The organism is Collimonas sp. OK412 (assembly GCF_900112135.1).
Lineage (GTDB): Bacteria > Pseudomonadota > Gammaproteobacteria > Burkholderiales > Burkholderiaceae_D > Collimonas > Collimonas rhizosphaerae.
This window is the reverse complement of record NZ_FOLC01000037.1, coordinates 14,867-34,179: the sequence shown is the minus strand read 5'-3', so window position 1 is coordinate 34,179 and position 19,313 is coordinate 14,867. Positions and strand designations below refer to the sequence as shown.

Sequence of the window (19,313 nt, the reverse complement as noted above, 5' to 3'; positions counted from 1 at the left end):
GGTATTCGCCGACCAGATCGACATGATGACGCGGCTATGGCGCAGGGATACAGAGGATCGGTTTGGGCGAGATCGTTACAGCGAGAATGTCGTAGAGATCTATCGCTCGATCCAGAAGATAAAAGTATCTCCCACGGTTGGGGGCTTTTACGACGACATGGTGCATGATTCCTATGCCGGATTCATCGAAAAACTGGGTGGCGAGGGTTGGCGCAAGCATGTTGAGGGGCAAGGCTACCTGCGCTACCGCGCCGTGTATCGCGGCGACGATAAACGGCTCAATTCCATGTATGCCCGCCGCGCTTAAATAGCCAGACAATATTTAGCGCTAGTTGCCGCCGGGGCACGGTATCATTGCCCTACATTTTTACCTGACGCTATTTATTTATCTAATGCTGATCAAACGCAAATCCATAGAAGCCGACGCCAACCGCATGGATGGCCCGCGCAAACGTTCCGAAGTTGCAAAAAAAGACACGCCAAAACCGCCGCGCAAACCCAAGTTTGCGCCGGTTACGCTGTCCGAGCAGGACGGCGTGCGCTTCCTGCATTTCGGCACCGAGTGGGTGCAAGGCGCGATGCGGCTGCGCAAGCCGGACTGGCCGGAGCTCGAGTACGCCCAGCAAATGATGGCCTGGATGCTGTTCAACCCGGAGCCGCAGCACATCGTGCAGCTGGGCCTGGGCACCGCGGCGCTGACCAAGTTCAGCTACCGCCAGTTCCCCGCCGCGCGCGTCACCGCGATTGAGCTGAACCCGTCTGTGCTGGCGATCTGCGCCTCCATGTTCAAGCTGCCGCCCGACGATGAGCGGCTGTCGGTGCTCGAGATGGACGCCATGGATTTTGTCATGGACCCGCTCAACCACGGCAGCATCGACGCCCTGCAGGTCGACCTGTACGACGCCACCGCGCGCGGCCCGGTGCTCGACACGCCCGAGTTCTACAGCGCTTGCGCGGCTTGCCTGAAGGACGACGGCATCATGACCGTCAACCTGTTCGGCGACCACCCCAGCTATGCCAAGAACCTGAAAGCCATGATGTTCGCTTTCGACGATGTCTGGTGCCTGCCTGAAGTCCATGAAGGCAATGTCATCGCCATCGCTTTCAAGAAAACCCCGCCGGTAGATTTCAGCGCCTTGTATGAACGCGCCGCCGAAATTACCGCAGCCACCAAGCTGCCTGCCAAATCCTGGGTCAACGGCTTGAAAGCCTGGCATTCGCCGCAGTAACAGGCTAGGCTGGACCAACCCATGCTGCTCAACCAATCGATACTTCCATCGCAATGAACACTGCACCACCCAAAATACTAGACCTGCAGCAGATCTTCACCTGGCTGCTGAACGACGGCACGGTCGACAAGAACGACGTCAAAGCCTTCTATACCCAGGCGCAAGGCATTTTCCGCAACGCTCCGATCGCGATCCATCCGCTCAACGCGGTGGCCCAGTGCAAGCGCCAGTCGGCGCTGCCGCCGCATCGCGCCATCACCCTCGAATGGCTGACCGAGTGGCTGGCGCGCCAGGTGCAGATGCCGTTCTACCGGATCGATCCGCTCAAGATCGATTTCGCCAAGGTGGCCGATGTCATGTCCGCCAGCTACGCCACCCGCTTCAATATCCTGCCGGTCGAACTGAGCCTGACCGACCTGGTGATCGCCACCGCCGAGCCGTTCCGCACCGAATGGCAAGCGGAAATCGCCAAGATTTCGCGCCGCAATATCCGCCTGGTGATCGCCAATCCGCTCGATATCACGCAATACATCACGCAGTTCTTCACGCTGGCGAAATCGATCAAGAGCGCCCATAAATCAGGCGGCCAGGAACTGGCGCTGCGCAACAACTTCGAGCAGCTGGTGGAGCTCGGCAAGTCGAACAAGCAGGTCGACGCCAACGACCAGCACATCGTCAACATCGTCGACTGGCTGTGGCAGTACGCGTTTGAGCAGCGCGCTTCCGACATCCACATGGAACCCAAGCGCGACTTCAGCGCCATCCGCTTCCGCATCGACGGCGTCTTGCACCAGGTGTACCAGGTGCCGGCGGTAGTCATGATCGCCATGACCGCGCGCATCAAGCTGCTGGGACGGATGGACGTGATCGAAAAGCGCCGGCCGCAGGACGGCCGCATCAAGACCCGCACCGCCGGCGGCCAGGAAATCGAGCTGCGTCTGTCTACCCTGCCGACTGCCTTCGGCGAGAAACTGGTGATGCGGATTTTCGATCCGGAGGTGGTGGTCAAGACCTTGCCGGAACTGGGTTTTCCGGTCGACGACGCCTTGCGCTGGGATGCGCTGACCAAGCGCCCGCACGGCATCATCCTGGTGACCGGCCCCACCGGCTCCGGCAAGACCACGACGCTGTACACCACGCTCAAGGCGCTCGCCACTTCCGAGGTGAATGTCTGTTCGGTGGAAGACCCGATCGAAATGGTGGAAGCTTCGTTCAACCAGATGCAGGTCAACCATGGCATCGACCTGACTTTCGCCGACGGCGTGCGGGCCCTGATGCGGCAGGATCCGGACATCATCATGGTGGGCGAAATCCGTGACCTGGAAACCGCCGAAATGGCGATCCAGGCCGCCCTCACCGGCCACCTGGTGCTGTCGACCCTGCATACCAACGACGCGCCGTCGGCCGTGATGCGCCTGCTGGAACTGGGCGTGCCCTACTACCTGCTGGAAACCACCTTGATCGGCATCATGGCGCAGCGCCTGGTGCGCACGCTCTGCACCCATTGCAAGAGCCCCGACGGCCAGGTCGCCGACGACGTCTGGGCCACGCTGGTGGAAAACTGGAACGTGCCCAAGCCGGCCAACGTCTACCATCCGGTCGGCTGCCCGGAATGCCGCCAGACCGGCTACCGCGGACGCACCGGCCTGTACGAGCTGCTGACCGTGACCCAGCCGTTCTCCAAACTGATCCAGACCGAAACCGACATCCATGCGCTGAAGCAGCAGAGCATCAGCGATGGCATGAAACCCCTGCGCCTGGCGGGCGCGCTGAAAGTCCTGGAAGGCGTCACCACGGTGGAAGAAGTCTTGAAAGTCACCTCGGCGCTGACCTGAAGCGGCAATCTGCCGTCATCGCTGCAAACCATAAAGGGCTGCCCGTCTGGATGACGGGCAGCCCTTTTGTCCGTTTACCTTCCCCTGGTACAAGTTCCCGCTGCGACAGTGCAAAAATTATTAAAACAACAAATATTCCAACACAAAAAAACGCTCTTGCCGATCCTGGAACTGATTTCCAATAGACAATGATTTAACCTTTGCGTAAGCTAAGGCACGCTATTGCCAGCACCGTCTTCCGAGCTTGTCATTTTGCTTGAAAGCGGCGTCAGCACTGGCTCAGGGAGATGTGTGCATTTTGCAATACAGGGAGTAGTCTGCAACGATTAGTTTGCAATAAAAAAGACAGGCGGGAAATCCGCTCCGACCATACGCAGTCAAATCCGGATAAAAATAATGAAATTGACACACTTTAATTTCGTAACGGTAGCACTTGTCTTCGGCCTCGTCAGTTCCGCGTTCGCACAGGAAGATCCGACCTTGTTCCTGAACCGCGCCAATGCCAGGATCGCCAAGGCGATGGCCTTCAAAACCACTTGGGACGGTCCCACCAGCGGACCCAAAATCGCAGCCCAGAAAAAATCGATTGTGGTGATCGCGTCAAACCTGAAGAACAACAGCGTCCTGCGCGTCGCCAACGGCGTCAAGGAAGCGGCGGCGGTAGCCGGCTGGGACGTGTTCGTGATCGATTGCTGGGGCGTCAACAACAAGCACGCGGAAGCCTTCAGCCGGGCGCTGGCGCTGAAGCCGAACGGCATCGTCCTGGCTGGCATCGACGCCAACGAACAGCCCAAGGAAATGAATGCCGCCAACACCCAGAGCGTGCCGGTAGTCGGCTGGCATGCATCCACCAGGATAGGCCCGAGCGACGGCTTGTTTACCAATGTCACCGCCGATCCTAAAGAGGAAGCAACGATTGCGGCCTTGCTCGGCGTGGTCAACTCCAACGGCAAGGCCGGGGTGGTCGTCTTTACCGATCCGAACAGCCTGTACGCGCAGTCGAAGTCGAATGAAGTGGCGTCGGTGATCAAGCAGTGCCGCAGCTGCAGCCTGCTCAGCGTGGAGGCATTGCCGGCCACCACCAGCGCCGACAAGATGCCGGCCATCCTGACGGCGCTGGCGCAGCGCTTCGGCAAGAAGTGGACGCACATCATCGGCGTCAACGACAACTACCTTGACCTGCTGGCGACGCCGGCCGCGGCCGCAGTCATCGCCAGCAACAAGATCGAGGCGCTGTCCGCCGGCGAAGGTTCCGAATCGGCCTACCAGCGCATCCGCAGCAAGACGGTGCAGCTCGCCACGGTGCCGGAACCGTTCAGCCAGCAGGGGTGGCAAATCGTCGATGAGCTGAACCGCTCGTTTTCCGGCGAAAAAGCCAGTTCCTACGCCACCCCGACTTACCTGGTGACGGAGCAGAACATTGCGTTCCACGGCGGCCAGCAAAACACCTTCGAACCGAATAACGGCTACCGTAGCGAGTACAAGAAAATCTGGGGGAAATAACGCGGTTGGCCGGCGCTTGCGCGATGGAGGTAGAATCGTTACCAGGCAGCTCCATTCAACTATGGCTCTAGGAGGAATCCCATGCATTCCCGAAGAATCCTTATCGCGCAAGGCGGCGGCCCGACCGCCGTCATCAACCAGTCTTTGGTGGGAGTAGTGCTGGCGGCACGCGGGGTGTCCAATGTCGACCTGGTGTACGGCGCCCGCAACGGCGTGCGCGGCATCGTCAACGAAGACTTCCTGGACCTGGGCCAGGAAACCAGCGCCAACCTGGCGCTGGTGGCCAACACCCCCTCTTCCGCGCTAGGTTCGACGCGCGACAAACCCGATCTCAAGTATTGCCAGGAAATCATCCAGGTGCTGCAGGCGCACCAGATCAACCACTTCTTCTACATCGGCGGCAACGATTCATCCGACACCCTGCGCATCCTCAGCCTGGAAGCGGAAAAGCTGGCCTTTCCCCTGCGCTGCATCCACATTCCGAAAACCATAGACAACGACCTGGTCAGCAACGATCACACGCCAGGCTTTCCATCGGCCGCGCGCTTCGTGGCGCAGGCGTTTGCCGGCGCCAACCTGGATAACGCCGCCCTGCCCGGCGTCTATGTCGGCGTGGTGATGGGCCGGCACGCCGGCTTCCTGACGGCGGCGGCGGCGCTGGGCAGGAAGTTTGCCGATGACGGGCCGCATCTGATCTACCTGCCGGAACGGGTGTTTGTACTGGAGAATTTCCTGGCCGACGTCAAGCAAGCCTACCAGCGCCACGGCCGCTGCGTGATTGCCGTTTCCGAAGGCATACACGACGCATCCGGCACGCCTATCGCCAGCCTGCTGGCGAAGACGGTCGAGCGCGACGCCCATGGCAATGTGCAGTTGTCCGGCAACGGCGCGCTGGCTGACCTGCTGTGCGAAGAGATCAAGTCGAAACTGAACATCAAGCGCGTGCGCGGCGATACCTTCGGCTACCTGCAGCGCTCGTTCATGGGTTGCGTCTCGGATGTGGACCAGCGCGAAGCGCGCGAGGTCGGCGAAAAAGCGCTGCAGTTCGCGCTTCATGAAAACCGCAACGGCACCGTCGCCATCAAGCGCAGCGGCGCTTATGCGGTCAACTATGAATTGCTGGACCTGGATGTGGTGGCAGGCAAGACGCGCGTGATGGAGGATGAATTGATCGCCGCCAGCGGCACCGATGTCACCGACGCCTTCCGGCTGTACCTGCAGCCGCTGCTAGGCTCAGGCATGCCGGACGGCTTCCGCCTGCGTTCGCCGGCCGTCGCAAAAATACGGAACAGGACTGGCTGACCCGCACCTTGCCAAGGCGCGGGATGCGGCGTCTCATGCGGGTGCATTCTCCATCGAACTGTCGTACTGGCCGAGGTGCGCCAGGCCGTTCAGCCGGCAGCGGCGCAAGAAGGTTTTTTGCGCTTCGGCCACGTTCTGTTCCTGGCCCTTCCAGGTTGTCAGCACCGGCGCCTGCAATGCTCGTCCATAAGAGAAACTGACCGGCCACGGATGCGCGCCAAGCTGGTTCATGGCGTTCAAGTGCGCGGTCGCGTCTTGCGCACTCTGGCCGCCTGACAGGAACACGATGCCTGACACCGCCGGCGGCACATGACGCTCCAGGCAGCGCATGGTGGCTTCGGCAACCTGCTGCACACCGGCCTGCTGCGGGCATTTCATGCCGGCGATCACCATGTTCGGCTTGAGCAGCATGCCCTCGAACACAACGCGCTGGTTATCCAGTTCGGCAAACACGATTTCCAGCACCTGCGAAGTCACTGCCTCGCAACGCGCGATATCGTGCGAGCCATCCATCAGCACTTCCGGTTCGACGATCGGCACGATACCGGCCTCCTGGCACAGTGCGGCATAACGCGCCAGGGCGTGGGCGTTTGCCTGTATCGCGGAGAGCGTCGGAATGCCCTGCTCGCTGATCTCGATCACGCCGCGCCACTTGGCGAACTTCGCTCCCAGCTGCTGGTATTCCTGCAGGCGCTCGCGCAAGCCGTCCAGTCCTTCGGTGATTTTCTCGCCGGCATGCAAGGCCAGCAGCTTGGCGCCGCTATCGACCTTGATGCCGGGGAGGATGCCGCGGCGCGCCAGCAATTCGGCAAACGGGGTGCCGTCGGCGCCGCTCTGGCGCAGCGTTTCATCGTACAGGATGACCCCGCCAAGATAGGGCTCGACACCCTCGGTGGTAAACAGGATTTCACGATAGCGGCGACGGCTTTCCTCGCTGCATTCCAGTTTGATGGCGTCAAACCGTTTCTTGATGGTCGGCCCGCTTTCGTCCGCCGCCAAGATGCCTTTCTGCCCTGTCACGATGGCGCTAGCCACCGACTTCAGCTCGTCGATATTCATTGCTGGTTACTCCCAGTGATGACTGCAGACTGCAAAAAGTCTTCGCGACCATGCTGCCACGAATGCAGCGGCATGGCAACCGCCGGCGCCAGGTTCCGGGATGGCTATGTTGGCTATCGAACTGACGTTTCCCGGTACGGCATGAGACTGTAGCCAAAGGCATTCAATGGACGACCTTTTTTCACCAAGGAGACATGGCTATGAAACGTACAGCATCAGCTGCCTGGACCGGCGGCCTCAAGGATGGCAAAGGCAGTATCTCGACGCAAAGCGGCGTGCTGGCCGATGCGCAATATGGCTTCACTACCCGCTTCGAAGACGGTCCCGGCACCAATCCGGAAGAATTGATCGGAGCGGCGCACGCCGGCTGTTTCAGCATGGCCCTGGCGGCGCAGCTGGGTGAAGCCGGCATGACAGCGGAAAGCATCAAGACCAGCGCAGCGGTGACGCTGGAGAAAATCGACGGCGGCTTCTCGATTACCGCGGTTCACCTGGACCTGAGCGCCCGGATTCCCGGGGCGACCCAAGCAAGCTTCGAGGCAGCGGCGAACAAGGCCAAGGCGGGTTGCCCGGTTTCAAAACTGCTGAACGCCAAGATTACCCTGGATGCAAGACTGGAAGCCTGAATCCAGAATCCCGGCTTAGGTGCGCCAGCGCACCGACCATGGCCGGTTTTAGCGCTACTGTTGACTCCAAGGCCAGGGCATTTCCCTGCGACCGCGTATCGATAAAGAGGTATTCCTATGAAAACCATGCAAAAACTTACTGCCACGGCAATCACTGTTGTCATGTTGCTTGGCCTGGGCGCATGCGACGGCATGTCGCGTCGCGGACAGAACACGGCAATCGGCGCAGGCGTAGGCGCTGTGGGCGGTGCGGTATTAACCAACGGCAGCGCCCTTGGTACGGTTGGCGGCGCCGCAGTCGGCGGCGTGATCGGTCACGAAATCGGGAAATAACCGGCCAGGCCCGGCACGCTTGCTGGCAGCGGGCTTGCCTGCGTCTTGCCATGAAAATGGCATGCCGCGGCTTGGGTCATAGCTATTGGCCCTCAGGCCCTCAACACAGCAACGCTGCATAAACCTGCCGCTCAACGGCATAACAGCCGCATGCCGCCGCCTCCAGTCCAAGCCTGTCGATTACCTTGAGGTTGCCGCGCCGGTATTCGATCAGCCCGCTGCGCTGCAAGGCGCTGGCCGCTGCGGTGATGCCCTCGCGGCGCACCCCGAGCATGGCGGCCAGGAATTCGTGGGTGACCCGGAAACTGTCGGAATGGGCCCGGTCCTGGCTCATCAGGAGCCAGCGTGCCAGGCGCGGACCGATCAGATGAAAACGCAGGCAGGCGGCCGAAGTGGCCATCTGCGCCATGCGGACATACAGGTATTGATGCATGCCTTTCAGCAAAGCCGGACTATGCGCCAGTTCGCTGCGGAAATCATTGGCGCCGATACGCCGCGCAGCCCCCGGGCTTTGCACCACGGCGTGCACCGGCGCGGTCGCCACGCCCAGCGCTATCTGCGCGCCCAGCATGCCTTCCCGCCCCACCATGCCGACCTCGACCCCAGGACTGCCCGCAATGTGCGCAATCAGGGAAATCGACGCTTCGACAGGAAAATACACATGGCGGATAGCGTGGCCGGGCTCGCACAGCACTTCGCCCAGCTCCAGCTCCACCGGTTCGCTGACGCCCAGCAAATGCAGGCGATCCTTGCGCGGAAGCAGCTCGATCAGATGATTCTCGACGGTGCCCAAACTGGTTCTCCGGTATATTGCCGGCCCATCAGCTTGACGAGCCGAGATGAAGATCGTGTTATTGGCGAATACGATGTCGGGGTAGTACTGGCAGTGTGCCGCAGGCAGCCGCGGCTGACCGTCTGCTAGCGCACATAACGGAGATTGAATCGACGCGCCATCCCTGCAATAGGCAGGCGCAACTGCGGCAGCGCTGCGGCCGATGCTATGTCAGATCGCCAGTTTGTCAGGCAGCAAGCGGTCGCATTCTTTCTTGACCACCGCATAACATTCACAAGTACGTTTCTCCAGCCCCGGCCGGTCCAGCACCGTGATGTGGCCACGCACGTAGCGGATCAGCCCGGCAGCCTGCAGGCTGCCGGCAGCTTCGGTGACGCCTTCCCGGCGTACGCCAAGCATGTTGGCGATCAGTTCCTGCGTCATCACCAGGTCGTTGCCTTGCAGCCGGTCCAGGCTCAGCAGCAGCCAGCGGCACAGCTGCTGGTCGAGCGTATGGTGCCGGTTGCATACCGCCGTCTGCGACATCTGGGTGATCAGCGCCTGGGTATAGCGCAGCAGCAGGTGCAATACCGGACCGGCGCGGTTGAACTCGTCTATCATCGAGCGCGCCCTTAACCGAAAACCGTGGCCGGCGCTTTGCACCACCGCCCTGCTGGGCGTGGATTCACCACCCATGAACAAGGAAACGCCGACAATGCCCTCGTTCCCGACCACCGCGATCTCGGCCGAGGCGCCGTTTTCCAGCAGGTACAGCAGCGAAACGATGGAAGTCGTCGGGAAATAGACATAACTCAGCGTACTGCCCGATTCATACAATACCTGGCCGAGCGGCATCTCGACCGGTTCCAGCTGCGGCAGCCAGCGTTGCCATTCTGCGTCGGGAAGCGCGGCCAGCAGGTGATTCTTTCTGGGGTCTGGAGACTTGTCCATAATGAAACTCCAAAGCGGATTTAACCTCTGGAAATGCTGCCGGAAACGCTGCTGCCGGAATTTTGAGTATAGTCGCCTGGCCGACGGGTGTGTACGCTAGTGCACAAAGCCGGCGCGCCGCTGATGCCTAAAACATTGCTGATTGCGGCAGTGCCGGGATTTTTATGCAAAAAGACAATATCTCGTGGTAAATTTCCATGCCGCAACTTGCAGCGTCTGAAAATCATCGGGAACAGGGAAATATATGCATAACAACAAAGTCATCATTGGCCATCGCAACCGAATGCTGACTGCAGCAAGCACGGCTGCGATATGCGTGTTTTTTTCAGGCTTCCTGGCCGCCGGCGTTGCAGCCGCACCATCCGCCCCGGACGCCATTACTCCCGACGGCGGCAAATATTATGGCCAGCTGGCAGACGGCAAGCTGCAGGGCCAGGGAAAAATGGAATGGGCGAATGGCGCTGTTTACGAGGGCGGCTTTGAAAAAGGACTATTTTCAGGAAAAGGAAAATACCGTATAGATCCCGGCTACCTGTACGAAGGCGAGTTCAAGGATGGCATGCGGTCCGGCCAGGGCCGCGCGGTCGACCCCAGCGGTTCGGTGTACGCCGGACATTTCGCCAACAACGAATTCGACGGCTTCGGCAAGCTGACGGCCAAGGACGGCGAGTATACCGGGCAGTTCAAGCACGGAACCTATGCCGGCAAAGGGGAAATCAAGTACACCAACGGGCGAACCTACAAAGGTGAATTCGCCGACGGCCAATTCCAGGGCAAGGGACGGTATGAGGTAAAGGGTGAAGAATTCTACGAGGGCGAATTCGACAAGGGAGAATTCGCCGGATATGGGATCTACCAGAGGCAGGACGGCTCGCGTTATGCAGGCGCCTTCAAGAAATGGCTGCCGCACGGCGGCGGCCGGCTGACCGATATCCGCGGCAACGTCTACGAAGGCATGTTTGCCGATGGCCGCCTGGTCGGGCAAGGACGCTATGCCGGCAAGGACGGCAGCAGCTACCAGGGCGGATTCAAGAACTGGAAATACCACGGGCAAGGGATTTTCCGGAATGCCAAAGGCGACCGGTATACAGGAAATTTCTCGTATGGTTTCTATGAAGGCGAAGGCACGCTGACTTATGCTTCTCCGCAAAAAGACGGCCGCACCAAGGACAGCGGCATCTGGAGCGAAGGCGTCCTGGAAGATGCTACGGCTGAAGCGCAAGCCAAGCTGAACCTGGAAACCGCGCTGTACCAGCAGCGCGCCCTGCTCGACAAGACCCTGGCGGCGGTCGCGCCGCGTGAGCCGGGCAAGGTCAACATGTACCTGCTGGCTGTCGCCGGCGACGGTTCGCAGGAAGTATTTCACCGCGAAACGGATTTTGTGCGTAAGCAGTTCGACCGCGATTTCGGCACCCAGGGACGCTCGGTGGTGCTGGTCAACAGCCGCAACACGATTACCAAGGAGCCGATGGCGACAGTCACCAGCATCCGCGAAAGCCTGAACGCCATCGCCGCTAAAATGGACAAGCAGAACGACATCCTGTTCCTGTACCTGACCAGCCACGGTTCGCGCGACCATGAACTGATGCTGTCCCAGAACGGCCTGGAGCTGCGCTATCTCAAGGCGGCGGAACTGGGGAAAATGCTGGCGGAGTCCGGCATACGCTGGAAGGTGGTGGTAGTGTCGGCCTGCTATGCGGGCGGTTTCATCCCCCCATTAAAAGACGAGCGCACGATGGTGATTGCCGCCGCTCGCCCTGACCGCACTTCTTTCGGCTGCGCCGACGACAATGACTTCACCTACTTCGGCCGGGCGTTCTTCCAGAAGTCCCTGCCCGGCAGCGCGTCCTTCAGCGCGGCCTTCGACAAAGCCAAGGCCCTGGTCGCCACCTGGGAAAACGACGACATCAAGAGCGCAGGCAAAGGCGGCGGCGTAATGCATTCGGAACCGCAGATATATCACACCGCCGCGATCGACCAGTACCTGAAGACATGGCAGGCGCAGCTGAAAACCGTTGCGCCGGCGGGCAATGCCAAGCAGGCTCCGATAGCCGCGCCGCCCCGCTGACGCAGGGCGGCGGCACGCCGCTTTCCTATTGCTGTGCGTAAGCCTGCTGCAAGAGCTTGATGTCGATCTTGACCATCTTCATCATCGCCTGCATGACCCGTTGGGCTTTCTGGGGATCCTTGTCTTGCAGCAGCTCGCCCAGGACCTTCGGGATGATTTGCCACGACAGGCCGAACTTGTCCTTGATCCAGCCGCAGCCCTGCGGCTCGCCGCCTTCGGAAAACCTGGCCCAGAGTTCATCGACCTCTTCCTGGTTTTCGCAATTCACGAAAAACGAAATCGCCGGCGTGAAGCTGAACTGGGGCCCGCCGTTCAGGGCGATGAAATCCTGGCCATGCAGCTGGAACGTGGCCGACATCACCGCTCCCTTGGGACCCGGCCCGGCATCGCCGTAGCGCGACACGTTGCCGATTTTTGCATCCTTGAAAACCGACGTATAGAAATTCATCGCCTCTTCGGCCTTGCCGTCGAACCACAGGAATGGAGAAATTTTCTGCATTTTTGCTGCTCCTAAGTGAAGAAAATGCGGAAGAAAATGCGGAAGAAAATACGAAAGGAAACGTGGAGAACCGCTTCTGCCCAAAGATAGCGACTCCTGTCCGCAAGCTACTCGCCGGCTGCCGGCACCATATACGCGAATTCCCAAGCGTGGCCGTCCAGGTCGCGGAAACCGTGGCTGTACATGAAGCCGTAGTCTTGCGGTTCTTCCGTGGTGCGCCCCCCGGCAGCGCGGCCGGCGGCTACCAGCTGGTCGACCTGGGCGCGGCTGTCGCATGAAACACAAAGCAGCACCTCGCTCTGCTTGGTGGCGTCGCACACCGGCTGTTTCGCAAAACCCTGGAAAAAATCCTCAGTGAGCAGCATGGCATACAGGTTCTCGCCAAGGATCATGCAGGCCCCCTGGTCGTTGGTGAATTTCGGGTTGAACTCATAACCGAGGCTTTTGAAGAAATCCTTTGATTTCGGCAAATCCTTGACCGGCAGGTTGATGTAGATCTGCTTGTGCATGATCGTTCCTTTTGAATGGTTTTATCGGTTTCAGACAGCTGCTTGCGTCGCGGCGATATCGCTGACATCGAGTTCGCGCACCGGGCGCACCTCGATGCTGCCGTAACGTGCAGGGGGGATTTTCGAGGCCCAGTGGATCGCCTCGTTGAGGTCCTTGGCTTCGATCATGTAGAAACCCGCCAGCTGCTCCTTGGTTTCGGCAAACGGGCCGTCGGTCAAGGACATCTGGCCGTTGCGCACCCGGACGGTAGTAGCCGTATCGATCGGCTGCAGCGCTTGTCCGGCGACAAAATGACCGCTGCCGCGCAGTTCCTCGGCGAAGGCGAAACAGGTGCTGTCCGGACAGGCATGCAGCTTGTCCTGGGCAAGGTAGACAAGGCACAGATAGTTCATGATGGTCTCCAGTAAATGACAAGGAACGGTCGGCGACAGCCGGTGGCGCAGGGCCCCGCCGGCGTCGGTTTATATGCACCTGCACTAGATAGTCGAACCGCGGGCAGCGGAATCGACAGTACTCCAGATATTTTTATTGTTCGGCCAGGCCAGCCAGCCGCCGGTTCAGGAAGCGCCGCTCCGGCTCTTGCTGGGTCAGCGCCAGCGCCCGCCCGTAGGCGGCCTGCGCTTCCGCAACGTGGCCAAGGCGGCGGTGCAGGTCGGCTTGCGCCGCGTGCGCCAGATGATAATTTTGCAACTGGCCGCCGGCAATCAGGTTGTTGACCAGTACCAGTCCCGCATCCGGCCCCTGGTGCATGGCGACCGCCACCGCACGGTTCAATTCGACCACCGGCGTCGGCTCCAGGCGCAGCAAGGCGTCATACAGGCCAACTATCTGCCCCCAGTCAGTCGCATCGGCATGGCGGGCATGGGCATGGACCGCGGAAATCGCTGCCTGCAGCGCATAGGCGCCGAAACTCCCGGCCGACAGGGCGCGCTCCACCAGCGCCGATCCTTCGGCAATATGTTCTGCGTTCCACAAGCTGCGGTCTTGCTCGTCCAGCGGGATCAGGTCGCCGTCCGCGGTGCTGCGTGCGATGCGGCGCGATTCATGCAGCAGCATCAACGCCAGCAAGCTCATCACCTCCGGTTCCGGCAGCAGTTCCAGCAGGAGCCGGGCCAGGCGGATCGCTTCTTGTGACAGGTCATGGCGCGTCAGCGTCGCGCCCGAGGAGGCGGAATAACCTTCGTTGAACACCAGGTAGATGACGCGCAGCACCGTGTGCAGGCGCGCCGGCAATTCGTCGCGGCCGGGAACCTGGTAAGGGATGCGGGCGTCGCGGATCTTCGCCTTGGCGCGCACGATACGCTGCGCCAGCGTCGGCGCCGGGGTCAGGAAAGCATGGGCGATCTCTTCCGTGCTCAGGCCGCACACTTCGCGCAAGGTCAGCGCGATCTGCGCGTCCGGCGCCAGCGAGGGATGGCAGCAGGTAAAGACGAGGCGCAGGCGGTCGTCCTCGACGTGCTCGCGGTCGTCGTCCGGACCAGGACTGTCGTCGGCAATCGCTTCGATCGACTCCGCCACCTCGTCATAGGCGGTGAACCTGGCGCCGCGCCGTATGCCGTCGATCGCCTTGAAACGCCCGGCGGACACCAGCCAAGGTACCGGCTTGTGGGGGATGCCGTCGCGCGGCCATTGTTCCATCGCAGCCTTGAACGCATCCTGCAAGGCTTCTTCGGCCAGGTCGAAGTCGCCCAGCAGGCGAATCAGGGTAGCGAACACGCGTCGCGATTCGCTGCGGTAAATATCTTCTATCGTGGCGCTTATTGGCATCGTGTAGGCATCGTAACGAGGTGGTCCCTGGCAGTGCTTTTTAATAGCCTGTCCATTTCCTGTACCACGAGAATAATACATTGAATCACGGCCCTGCCGATTCGCCCTGGAACGGGACCGATAATGCTGCAGGGCCTATGCCCTCGATTCCAGCGTTGACTTCCACGTCTAATATAATGGATAATATTTCCATTATTATAGATTCCGAGAACCCTGCCCGTCATGGATATCAATGCCCGCATTGCCGCCCGCGTCAGTTTCCTGCGCCAGGAGCGCGGCCTGTCGCTGGATGCGCTGGCCACCAAATGCAGCGTCAGCCGTTCCATGATTTCCCTGATCGAGCGAGGCCAGAGCAACGCCACCGCGGTGGTCCTGGAAAAACTGGCGACCGGGCTCGGCGTGATGCTGCCCGCCTTGTTTGAAGATCCGCAGCCGCAGGCCGCGCCGCTCATCCGCCACGCCGACCAGCCGCAATGGCGCGATCCGCAATCGGGCTACCTGCGCCGCAATGTTTCGCCGCCGCATCCGCAATCGCCGCTGCGGATCGTGGAAGTGCTGTTTCCGGCCGGCGCCCGGGTCACTTACGAAACCTCGGCGCGCGAGGCGCTTGTTTACCAGCAGATATGGATCCTGGAAGGCAGGATGGATATCACCGTCGGCGATGCGCAATATTCGATCGAAGCCGGCGACTGCCTGGCGTTCCAGCTGGACCGCCCGGTCGCCTATCACAACCCTGATCGCAAACCTGCGCGCTACGCCGTGATCAGCAGCACGGACAGCGCGCGCCCGTAAGGAGCCGGACATGCAAGACCACATACAAATCCGTCGCCTGGAATCGCTCGATCCGGCTGCGCTCGCCGCCCTGAGCGAGATCCTGGTCGATTGCGTCGATGGCGGCGCTTCGGTCAGCTTCATGCATCCCCTGACCCGCACGCGGGCGGACAATTTCTGGAATGACGTCGCTCCCGGCGTCGCCGCCGGCGAACGCCTGCTGCTGGTGGCCCTGGCCCCCGATGGTGAAATTGTCGGCACGGTGCAGGTAGTCTTGAAGCAGCCCGAGAACCAGCCGCATCGGGCCGATGTGGCAAAACTGCTGGTCCACCGCAAGGCGCGCCGGACCGGCCTGGGTGCGGCGCTGGTGACGGCGGCGGAACATGCCGCGGCGCTCGCCGGCAAACGCTTGCTGGTATTGGATACGGTCACCGGCAGTCCGGCCGAACAGCTGTACAAGCGGCTGGGATGGCAGGTGTCGGGGGTGATTCCCGACTACGCGCTATGGCCGGATGGCCGCTTGTGCGCCACCACCGTCTTCTACAAGCGGATCGGAAACGGCGCAGCGGCTTAAGCCGGTTACCTGCGCCGTTTACCTGATATAGGCCGGGGACTCCGTTTGCGGCGGCTCGGCGCCGGCCGCTGCAAAGTTGCTGGGAAAACGCGCGTCCCGCAACTTCATGAAGGGCGTTTCGACCAGCCGGTACAGCAGGTAACCGCCGCCGATGCAGACAATGGCAATCAAACCCGCTTCAACTGCGGAGTTGATCTCCGCGCTTTTCAGGGCCCGGTGCGCGATCACGGCGAGCGGCTTGTGCACCAGGTAGATCGCATACGACCGTGCCGCCAGCTGGGCAGCGCCCGGTATCCGCCAGCGGTAAAGCCAGCTGCACGGACTGAGCGCGGCCACCACCAGCAGCGCGAAGGCGACGGCAACCAGCGAATAGCCGAACCCGCTCATGAAGAATCCGTAGCCGTAGTCTTCTATATAGTAATAATTGACGATCAGGCAGAAAAGCAGCGCCACCGCCAGGCCGCCGGCAAGCAGCGACAGATGGCCCCGGCGCAGGATCTTTTGCCATAGGTCCCGGTGAAAATTCTTCAGGAGGGCGACGGCGATGCCAGGCAGGAATTCATCGAAGCGGCAAAAGCTTGAGTAATAGATATTCGGGTAATAGCCGCCGACCGCACCACCCGCTTCCCGCCCATACTGCAGCCACAATACGCTGCGCAGCGCGATCCCGGCCAGCATCAGCAGGCCCAGGGCGCCCCACGCGAGCCGGATCGACTTGCCATACCGGGCAGCGACAATGACGACGGCCGGCAGCAGCAGATAAAACTGTTCCTCTATGCACAGCGACCAGGCATGGGAAAAAGCGGTTCCCGGCTGCAGCCACAGGTTCTGCGTGAAGGTGAGGAAACGCCACAGCGGCGGCAGCCCGTTGCCACCCATGGCCAGGGGAAAAAGAAAATACAGCGCCAGCACGACGTAGAAATTGGGCAGCGTCCGCAGGAATCTCCTGGCGTAGAAATGCTTGAGCGACAGCTGCCGTCCGCGGACGACGCCGGCAAAGATCTGGTTGCTGATGAGGTATCCGCTCAGCACGAAGAACAGGTCGACGCCGGTCCAGCCCACCCTGCTGGCCCAGCCGAATGTCGGCGTGCCGCTGACGAAGGCCATGTAGTGGTACATGAACACCAGCGCGATCGCTGCGGCGCGCAGCGTGTCCAGGCCGTTGTTGCGATGCGGCGTGCTGGTAGAGGGGCGGATGAATGGCAGCATCGGGGGCAGCGGCAAGGTTGATCGGAGTCGGCTGGAAATGGCCTGCCCTGTTACGGGACTTGGCCCACGCCAGCCACCGCCACGCAAACCATATGAAAAAAGCCCGCCGAAGCGAGCTTTGGTAATGACCGATACTTGAGGAGATTCGCGTAATCCAGTGCTATCTGCAAAGTGACTACGCCGCGAATGAATCTACTCAAGTATCTGCCATCGGACAAATTCTGGATGCGCACGAAAGTCTGTACGTGCGACCAAGTATGCAACACGGATTTCTTCGACGCAAGTTTTTTTTGACGCTTTTCCATCCAGGCGCGAATCGTTTTCCAGACGATGGCTGGTAGACTTCAATCTCCCTGCTTCCCACCTATCCGATGGAAGAAAAATGCACAGCGCGACCAGAGGTGAATCGAATTCCGCAACCAGGACAATGCTCGACGGCGTTCGCCCCCAACCCGCTACCGGGCGTCGCCCTGTACGCGCGGCACTATTTGCGCCGCTCGTGCTGCTGGCATCCAGCTTCTGCTCGTCGGCCGGCGCAGCCGAAGCGTCGCCCTGCCCGCCGGACTGGGAAGTCCAGATCTGCGAACTGAAGGCGGTGGTGGACGTGCTCAAGAAAGAGCACCTGACCGAGATCGACGTCCCGGCCTTCCTCGACGAAACCATCCGCCTCGGCGTCAAAACGCTGCCCTACGCCAGGTTCTTCAATGCCCAGGAACGGCAGGAACTAATAAAAAAAGACCAGCGCACGCGCAACGGCGCGCCTGGCATCGGCATCATTTTCGAGACCTTGCCTGACGGCTTGCATATCATCGATGTGGTGCCTGATGCGCCCGCCGCGCAAGCCGGCGTGCGCACCGGCGACCTGGTGGTGGCGATGGACGGCAACAGCATGGTCGGCATCGACAATGCCGAGATTGCCAAATATGCCAACGGCGAAGCCGGTGCGCCGCTCAAGCTCACGCTGTTGCGCGGCCCATCGCAGCAGCGGCTGGAATTGGCCCCGCTGCGCGCCGTCATCAAGCCGCGGCCGGCCAGCGTCAAGCGGCTCGACGGCAATGTGCTGTATACCCGGCTGGCCAGTTTCCCCGAGCCAACCATCGGCGACTATATAGACGTGGTGCAAGCGGAGCGCAAGAAAGGGCCGCCGGCCGCGGCAGTGATCCTCGACCTGCGCATCAACGGCGGCGGCGCGCTCAACGCGGCGATCGGCATGACGGCGCTGTTCACCGGCCGCGACAAGACGGCGATGGTGACGCTGCAGCGCGACGATAAAATCCAGCACCGCATCAGCACCAATTGGCCGGATTACGACCTGCCGGTAATGCAAGGCCAGGACCCGCTCGCCCCCTTGCAAGGCGACGACTGGTGGCGCAACGTGCCCCTCATCGTGCTGGTCGACGGCCAAAGCGCCTCTGCCGCCGAAGCCACCGCCGCGGCGCTGAAAGACCTCGGCCGCGCCAGGCTGCTGGGCACGCCGACCTATGGCAAGGGCATGGCGCAAACCGGGGTCGACATCCGCGACGGCACGCAGGTTTCCTGGAGCAATGCGCGCAACTTGCGGCCGAACGGCTGCCCGATGGAAGGTTACGGCGTGGTGCCGGACTGGATCGTGCCGCCACGCAAAGACGCCGACATGGACGGCGTCCTGCTCGGCTATCGCGAAGTCGACATTCCGCGCGCCGCCTACGCCAGCAAAACCGCGCCCGATCCCTTCGCCGATGTGCGCAAGGAGCGCCAGCGCCTGCGCGAGCGGCGCGCACTTGCCAAGCTGGACCCGGCCAACAGCGCAGCGTTGCCGCAAAAGGAATTCGGCACCGCCAAGGATTGGCAGCTGCAGCAGGCGCTCAACGCGCTGGCCGGCAAGCCGGTGCAGGTAGTGGCCGTGAACCCGAGGTTCATGCCGGCGCAGCCGGCGTGCCTGAAACTCGACGTACAGGTAACTGAACGACAGAAAACGCAGTGACAATCCACGGCACATGAAACCGCGGATTTTGATCCGGGCGGTTTATCACGCTCCCAGAAAATTTTCTGCCGCATTGCCTGGGCGCAGCAAGACGCTATCCCAGCCGTGGGCCGGCCGTTCTACCAGGCTTGCGCGCCAGTCGCCCACATAATCGAAAGCGGGAGCCGGCACGGGATCCGTGAACCAGAAACTGGTCTGCAGGATGACCTCGGGCTCGCCAAACCAGTGCGCCCGGCCGTCGCCGTCCATCACCCACCACCTTGCGCCCTGCGGCGCCTGGCTCCAATCAACGTTGCATTCCATGGCAGAACCCTTCACGCTCGCATCGACCCGCAAACCGGT

At 61.2% G+C, this 19,313-nt stretch carries 20 protein-coding genes; 11 read left to right on the top strand and 9 right to left on the bottom strand.

The annotated features are described in order from the left end of the window. The 5 genes from BM062_RS25745 to BM062_RS23450 all read left to right on the top strand — a co-directional run. Positions 1–307, top strand: a 307-nt coding sequence (locus BM062_RS25745) for a hypothetical protein (RefSeq protein WP_217647644.1), incomplete at its 5' end; no start/stop codon positions are given. An 85-nt stretch (positions 308–392) separates the two neighbouring features. Continuing rightward, the gene (locus tag BM062_RS23465) at positions 393–1,229 is read left to right on the top strand and encodes a spermine/spermidine synthase domain-containing protein (protein ID WP_092401722.1); all 837 of its coding nucleotides are present in this window, start codon (positions 393–395) and stop codon (positions 1,227–1,229) included. Between the two features lie 53 nt (positions 1,230–1,282). Further along, positions 1,283–3,064 (top strand): type IV pilus assembly ATPase TfpB, encoded by a 1,782-nt coding sequence (locus BM062_RS23460; RefSeq protein WP_092401719.1) that lies wholly within the window; start codon positions 1,283–1,285, stop codon positions 3,062–3,064. 396 nt (positions 3,065–3,460) lie between these two features. Continuing rightward, a complete protein-coding gene (locus BM062_RS23455) occupies positions 3,461–4,567 on the top strand; it encodes a substrate-binding domain-containing protein (RefSeq protein WP_092401716.1) in 1,107 nt (368 codons plus the stop codon). An 81-nt stretch (positions 4,568–4,648) separates the two neighbouring features. After that, positions 4,649–5,869: a 6-phosphofructokinase gene (locus BM062_RS23450; RefSeq protein ID WP_092401713.1), complete on the top strand. Its 1,221-nt coding sequence runs from the start codon at positions 4,649–4,651 to the stop codon at positions 5,867–5,869. Positions 5,870–5,902: 33 nt separating this feature from the next. Here the strand turns inward: BM062_RS23450 and BM062_RS23445 are convergent, their stop codons facing one another. Continuing rightward, on the bottom strand, positions 5,903–6,928 hold the full coding sequence (locus BM062_RS23445; protein ID WP_092401710.1) for a class I fructose-bisphosphate aldolase: 1,026 nt from the start codon (positions 6,926–6,928) through the stop codon (positions 5,903–5,905). Positions 6,929–7,122: 194 nt separating this feature from the next. Between BM062_RS23445 and BM062_RS23440 the strand changes: the two genes are divergently transcribed. Both BM062_RS23440 and BM062_RS23435 read left to right on the top strand, forming a co-directional pair. After that, the gene (locus BM062_RS23440; RefSeq protein ID WP_092401708.1) at positions 7,123–7,554 is read left to right on the top strand and encodes an OsmC family protein; all 432 of its coding nucleotides are present in this window, start codon (positions 7,123–7,125) and stop codon (positions 7,552–7,554) included. Positions 7,555–7,671: 117 nt separating this feature from the next. Next, a complete protein-coding gene (locus tag BM062_RS23435; RefSeq protein WP_092401705.1) occupies positions 7,672–7,887 on the top strand; it encodes a glycine zipper 2TM domain-containing protein in 216 nt (71 codons plus the stop codon). A 100-nt stretch (positions 7,888–7,987) separates the two neighbouring features. Here the strand turns inward: BM062_RS23435 and BM062_RS23430 are convergent, their stop codons facing one another. Together BM062_RS23430 and BM062_RS23425 are read right to left on the bottom strand one after the other, a co-directional pair. Beyond that, the gene (locus BM062_RS23430; protein WP_175501141.1) at positions 7,988–8,680 is read right to left on the bottom strand and encodes a Crp/Fnr family transcriptional regulator; all 693 of its coding nucleotides are present in this window, start codon (positions 8,678–8,680) and stop codon (positions 7,988–7,990) included. 210 nt (positions 8,681–8,890) lie between these two features. Beyond that, positions 8,891–9,610, bottom strand: coding sequence for a Crp/Fnr family transcriptional regulator (locus tag BM062_RS23425; protein ID WP_092401699.1), 720 nt, complete (start codon positions 9,608–9,610; stop codon positions 8,891–8,893). Positions 9,611–9,854: 244 nt separating this feature from the next. Between BM062_RS23425 and BM062_RS23420 the strand changes: the two genes are divergently transcribed. Next, positions 9,855–11,678 carry a C13 family peptidase gene (locus tag BM062_RS23420; protein ID WP_092401696.1) on the top strand — a complete coding sequence of 608 codons (1,824 nt, stop codon included), beginning with the start codon at positions 9,855–9,857 and terminating at the stop codon, positions 11,676–11,678. A 25-nt stretch (positions 11,679–11,703) separates the two neighbouring features. On the opposite strand, the gene BM062_RS23415 is transcribed toward BM062_RS23420, so the two are convergent. The 4 genes from BM062_RS23415 to BM062_RS23400 all read right to left on the bottom strand — a co-directional run bounded on the left by BM062_RS23415 (position 11,704) and on the right by BM062_RS23400 (position 14,454). Then, positions 11,704–12,177 carry a VOC family protein gene (locus BM062_RS23415; protein WP_092401693.1) on the bottom strand — a complete coding sequence of 158 codons (474 nt, stop codon included), beginning with the start codon at positions 12,175–12,177 and terminating at the stop codon, positions 11,704–11,706. Positions 12,178–12,284: 107 nt separating this feature from the next. Continuing rightward, the gene (locus BM062_RS23410) at positions 12,285–12,686 is read right to left on the bottom strand and encodes a VOC family protein (protein ID WP_092401690.1); all 402 of its coding nucleotides are present in this window, start codon (positions 12,684–12,686) and stop codon (positions 12,285–12,287) included. A gap of 30 nt (positions 12,687–12,716) precedes the next feature. Further along, a complete protein-coding gene (locus BM062_RS23405) occupies positions 12,717–13,079 on the bottom strand; it encodes a YciI family protein (RefSeq protein WP_092401687.1) in 363 nt (120 codons plus the stop codon). 133 nt (positions 13,080–13,212) lie between these two features. After that, positions 13,213–14,454: an RNA polymerase sigma factor gene (locus BM062_RS23400; RefSeq protein ID WP_092401684.1), complete on the bottom strand. Its 1,242-nt coding sequence runs from the start codon at positions 14,452–14,454 to the stop codon at positions 13,213–13,215. Positions 14,455–14,676: 222 nt separating this feature from the next. Here BM062_RS23400 and BM062_RS23395 point away from each other — a divergent pair, with 222 nt between their 5' ends. Both BM062_RS23395 and BM062_RS23390 read left to right on the top strand, forming a co-directional pair. Further along, positions 14,677–15,246, top strand: a complete 570-nt coding sequence (locus BM062_RS23395; RefSeq protein WP_092401681.1) for a helix-turn-helix domain-containing protein — start codon at positions 14,677–14,679, stop codon at positions 15,244–15,246. 10 nt (positions 15,247–15,256) lie between these two features. Further along, positions 15,257–15,799 carry a GNAT family N-acetyltransferase gene (locus tag BM062_RS23390; RefSeq protein WP_092401679.1) on the top strand — a complete coding sequence of 181 codons (543 nt, stop codon included), beginning with the start codon at positions 15,257–15,259 and terminating at the stop codon, positions 15,797–15,799. A gap of 18 nt (positions 15,800–15,817) precedes the next feature. Here BM062_RS23390 and BM062_RS23385 read toward each other — a convergent pair whose 3' ends face one another. Continuing rightward, a complete protein-coding gene (locus BM062_RS23385; protein ID WP_092401676.1) occupies positions 15,818–17,008 on the bottom strand; it encodes an acyltransferase family protein in 1,191 nt (396 codons plus the stop codon). 427 nt (positions 17,009–17,435) lie between these two features. Between BM062_RS23385 and BM062_RS23375 the strand changes: the two genes are divergently transcribed. Further along, a complete protein-coding gene (locus BM062_RS23375) occupies positions 17,436–18,971 on the top strand; it encodes a S41 family peptidase (protein WP_254785228.1) in 1,536 nt (511 codons plus the stop codon). A 45-nt stretch (positions 18,972–19,016) separates the two neighbouring features. Here the strand turns inward: BM062_RS23375 and BM062_RS23370 are convergent, their stop codons facing one another. Further along, on the bottom strand, positions 19,017–19,274 hold the full coding sequence (locus BM062_RS23370) for a hypothetical protein (RefSeq protein WP_254785227.1): 258 nt from the start codon (positions 19,272–19,274) through the stop codon (positions 19,017–19,019). Between the last annotated feature and the right edge of the window lie 39 nt (positions 19,275–19,313).